The sequence below is a fragment of the Acinetobacter sp. MF4640 genome (genome assembly GCF_002018895.1).
GTDB classification, from domain to species: domain Bacteria; phylum Pseudomonadota; class Gammaproteobacteria; order Pseudomonadales; family Moraxellaceae; genus Acinetobacter; species Acinetobacter johnsonii.
In genome coordinates this window covers 1-4,073 of the sequence record NZ_MVOM01000100.1, presented here as the reverse complement: position 1 = coordinate 4,073, position 4,073 = coordinate 1, and the positions used below count along the sequence as shown (strand labels likewise).

The window sequence follows — 4,073 nt, the reverse complement described above, 5'->3', positions numbered from 1 at the left end:
AGACTTGGAATTTAATGGCGTTAAAGTACCTGCTGGTCATGTCCATGCAACATTAATGGCCGCTTTTGAATTTGCATATGCTCAAGTAATATCAACTGAAGATTATGTTAGCTAAAGACTAAGATTTCCTAAAATTAACATAATACACGTTATATGAAGTTAAAAAAGGGAGCTTTAAGCTCCCTTTTTTACTAGTTTTTTTTAAATTGCTAAGCGTAAATTCAGCGCTTTTACCACTTTAATAACAGTATCAAAGCTTGGATTTACATCGCCAGAAAGTGCTTTATAAAGACTTTCTCGGCCTAAACCTGTGTCTCTTGATAATTGAGCCATTCCTTTAGCTTTAGCAATATTACCTAAAGCTTTTGCAATGAATGCCGCATCACCATTAGATTCATCTATACAGGCTTGTAGGTAAGCTTGCATATCTTCTTCTGTTTTAAGATGTTCAGCACTGTCCCATTTACGAAGTTTGATAGCCATTTACAGCTCCTCCTCTAAATCTTGTGCTAGTTGTAGGGCAAGTTTTATATCTTTACTTTGCGTAGACTTGTCTCCGCCTGCTAAAAGAATAACGACCCTTTGCCCTTGCTTACAGTAATAGATCCTGTAGCCAGGTCCAAAGAAGAAACGTAATTCAGAGACACCTTCACCGACTGGTTCAGTATCTCCAAAGTTTCCATCTTCAACCCGATCAATTCGGACTTGTATACGTCTTTTTGCCTGCTGGTCTTTTAACTTAGTAAACCAGTCATCAAAGACTTCAGTGGTATATATTGAGTACATAAGAGTAATGTATCCTATAGGATACATTTATGCAAGAAATAAACTTGAATGTATGGGGCTTACAACAGATGAATTTCGTATAACCACCATTATGTTAAATGGATTTAATTAAAGATATAAAACATAAATTTTTTTGAATAATTTTCAGTCTTTTAAAAGCCAACTCAAGTTACTATAGGCAAATTTTACAATTATTAATTTTATGGGGGAATTCCGTGTTTAAAAAGTTGATTGCTGGCATTCTAATTAGCAGTTTTTCATTAGGTTCAACTTATGCTTCTGAGTTGTCTGAGAAAACTAACATTGTTCGAATTATGAATAATTACATAACTTCGATTTCTTGTATGAATGATAAAGTTCAACTAAAAGATATTTTTACTATTGATAAGCCTTCTGAAAATGGTTCAACTTACTATGTCCTTTGGAATGGAGATATAGGATGCAATGGGGGAACAGGAACTCATTCTTATTATGTTTCTGAGGTTTCACGATTTTCACCAAATAGACCATTATTAGTAACAACAAATGATGCTTTTGGTGATAACAACGAAGCTTTCTGGAATGCTGATAAAGCTTCAATAAACTACCGTTTTATTCAATCAATGAAACAAATTAGCCCAAGTGAGTTTGAAATAGTCTCATATGCTTATGCTGATGATAAGTTCGGTGGTGTGGATCAAGGAAATATGGGGCCAGCTAATAAGTTTCGTTATACAGTTAGCTTTATTGAAGATGAAGGATGGAAAATAACTAAGCAAGTTTTATTGGAACAAAATAAATAAAAAAGGTTTACTTATTTTTATGGAAATACTTATAAGAACTAGTAAGTATTTCTAAAATTAACATAATACACCTTATACGAAATACTTGTGTAAGCCCAAAATAGAAATGTCCGGTTTCTCCAAAGTAAAAATGTCCGCTTTTAGAATATGCGCTTTTGCGATTATCGAAGCGGACGGTTTGATATGTTGGTGTCTATGTCGGATAAAGAACTTAAACGATTGTCGGTCTTGCAGGAAATCTGTGATCAACGCATCACTCAATCCCAGGCTGCTCAGCTACTGCATATTTCAGAACGTCAGATCAGACGCTTACTGCAAAAATACAAAGCTCAAGGCCCAGCTGCATTAGCCCATGCCGGTCGTGGCCAAACCAGCAATTCCAAACTTCCTGAAGAACTCAGGCTCAAGTGCCTCAATATTATTTCTGATCAACTTCATGGTTTCGGACCCACTTTAGCGCATGAAAAGCTCACCACCATGCATGGATTCGATCTTTCAGTAGAAACCCTGCGTTCCTGGATGATTGCAGCCGATTTATGGATTCCTCGCTGTAAGCGCCTGAAACGCCCGTATCAGCCTCGTTACAACCGGGATTGTTATGGTGAACTGATCCAAATCGATGGCTCACATCATGACTGGTTTGAAGGACGAGCCCCTAAATGCTGTTTGCTGGTGTTTATCGATGATGCCACAGGAAAATTGCAGCATTTACGCTTCTGTGAATCAGAATCAGCCTTTGACTATATGATTTCAACACGCCTGTATGTCGAACAGCACGGTAAACCATTGGCATTTTACAGTGACAAACATTCAGTTTTTAGGGTCAATCAAAGCAGCAAGAAAGACACCAAGATTACCCAGTTTGGACGCGTGCTTAGCACCCTGAATATCGATATCATCTTCGCTAATTCACCACAGGCCAAAGGACGTGTGGAACGCGCCAACAGGACCTTGCAGGACCGTCTGATTAAAGAAATGCGCCTGCAAAGTATCTGTTCAATTGAAGATGCGAATAAGTGGCTGCCCTGCTTTATTGAGCAGTTTAATCGTAAATTCGCCAAGATGGCTTTTAATCCCAAGGATTTACACCGGACTGTCACTGAAACAGCTGAGGAATTAGATGATATTTTTACCTGGCGTGAACCTCGAAGGGTCACGAATAGCTTGACCATTACTTATGATAAATGCGTATACCTCCTGGAAAATACGGCAGAAAATCAGAGGCTGATCGGTAAATATCTTGAGTTCCTGGAATACCCAGATGGCACGGTAGCCATTGAACATCAAGGAAGAAAAATCAATTACAGCATCTTCGATAAGTTAAGTCAGCTCAACCAGCGAGAGATTGTTGAGAATAAACGTTTAAGTTCTGTATTGCTGCATATTCAACAACAGCATGAGGAACTGGAACAACAAAACAAACGCAATCGTTCTCAAAAGATGCCAAGCAGACGTGCACAGAAAACAGCAATTCAACAACGAAATCTGAATCCTGTGCTTGACTTGGAAATGTCCATATAGGACATTTCTATTTGGTTATTAGGTAGGACATTTCTACTTGGGAATAACAACTTGATATTTATCATTAAATTTCAGTATATTAGATCAAGCCGTTGTGGGGCATAGGGTACCAGAGCGGCTTTTTATTGATTATTTATGTTCCACGCTTAAAATTCGAACAATGTTTCATGATTTTTATAAGTTAAACTAAATTTAGTTGCCAATCCCAATAAGCTATTCACTAACTTGTAAATATCGGTATACCGCCTGACGACTAATCCCAAAAGCTTTTCCTAATGCCATTTTTGATGGATACTTCCCTTCCCTCCATGCTTGTCGTAAAGCTTCAGCTTGGTCAGGCTTTAGTTTATGCACCCGACCTTTGTACTTCCCCTGAGCAGAGGCGAGTTTTATTCCTTCCTTTTGCCGCTCTAAAATTATCTCACGTTCGAACTGTGCAAAAGCACCCATCAATTGCAGCATCAAATTATCCATCGGGGTGGATTCGGCCGTAAAAGTAATATTTTCTTTTACAAACTGGAGGCTTTGTTGCACAAACCTATCTGTAAAGGCTTTTTCAGCGATATAATTTTCAAATGAAGAAGCCTACACACAAAATCTACCGCACAACCAATTGGCCCGCATATAACCGAGCACTCATAAGTCGCGGAAATATTGTCATTTGGTCTGATCCTGCTACGCAATGGTATGCTCCATCAAAAGGCAAACAAGGGCGAAATCAAACCTACTCCGACGCAGCTATCCAATGCTGCTTAATGATTAAATCCTTATTCCGTCTATCTTTACGTATGGTCACTGGCTTTGTGCAAAGTCTGATTAAACTTTGCGGATTAAATTGGACCGCACCAGATTACAGTACGCTTTGTAGAAGACAAAAGCATATTGATATTGCAATCAGCTACCAAAAAAGTAGCGATGGGCTGCATCTACTCGTAGACTCTACAGGCATGAAGTTTCTAGGTGAGGGCGAATGGAAACGCAAGA

5 protein-coding genes and 1 pseudogene are annotated in these 4,073 nt (G+C 38.6%); 3 read left to right on the top strand and 3 right to left on the bottom strand.

Annotated features, from left to right (window positions below):
* Positions 1–201 precede the first annotated feature (201 nt).
* Both MF4640_RS18310 and MF4640_RS18305 read right to left on the bottom strand, forming a co-directional pair.
* The gene (locus tag MF4640_RS18310) at positions 202–483 is read right to left on the bottom strand and encodes an addiction module antidote protein (protein ID WP_000985610.1); all 282 of its coding nucleotides are present in this window, start codon (positions 481–483) and stop codon (positions 202–204) included.
* Positions 484–786 carry a type II toxin-antitoxin system RelE/ParE family toxin gene (locus MF4640_RS18305; protein WP_000286964.1) on the bottom strand — a complete coding sequence of 101 codons (303 nt, stop codon included), beginning with the start codon at positions 784–786 and terminating at the stop codon, positions 484–486.
* 215 nt (positions 787–1,001) lie between these two features.
* Between MF4640_RS18305 and MF4640_RS18300 the strand changes: the two genes are divergently transcribed.
* Together MF4640_RS18300 and MF4640_RS18295 are read left to right on the top strand one after the other, a co-directional pair.
* Complete coding sequence (locus MF4640_RS18300; protein ID WP_016167882.1) at positions 1,002–1,568, top strand: hypothetical protein; 567 nt, start codon at positions 1,002–1,004, stop codon at positions 1,566–1,568.
* A 195-nt stretch (positions 1,569–1,763) separates the two neighbouring features.
* Positions 1,764–3,089, top strand: coding sequence for an ISNCY family transposase (locus tag MF4640_RS18295; protein WP_078390462.1), 1,326 nt, complete (start codon positions 1,764–1,766; stop codon positions 3,087–3,089).
* Between the two features lie 213 nt (positions 3,090–3,302).
* On the opposite strand, the pseudogene MF4640_RS18290 reads toward MF4640_RS18295, so the two are convergent.
* Positions 3,303–3,611, bottom strand: a pseudogene (locus MF4640_RS18290) (recombinase family protein); the annotation flags it as partial.
* A gap of 53 nt (positions 3,612–3,664) precedes the next feature.
* Between MF4640_RS18290 and MF4640_RS18285 the strand changes: the two are divergent.
* Positions 3,665–4,073: IS5 family transposase (locus MF4640_RS18285; protein ID WP_153042486.1), on the top strand; the 409-nt coding region annotated here is incomplete at its 3' end.

Excerpts from the sequence above, each read along its gene's own strand:
- MF4640_RS18310 (WP_000985610.1), bottom strand. The coding sequence starts at position 483 with ATGGCTATCAAACTTCGTAAATGGGACAGTGCTGAACATCTTAAAACA.
- MF4640_RS18305 (WP_000286964.1), bottom strand. The coding sequence starts at position 786 with ATGTACTCAATATATACCACTGAAGTCTTTGATGACTGGTTTACTAAG.
- MF4640_RS18295 (WP_078390462.1), top strand. The coding sequence starts at position 1,764 with ATGTCGGATAAAGAACTTAAACGATTGTCGGTCTTGCAGGAAATCTGT.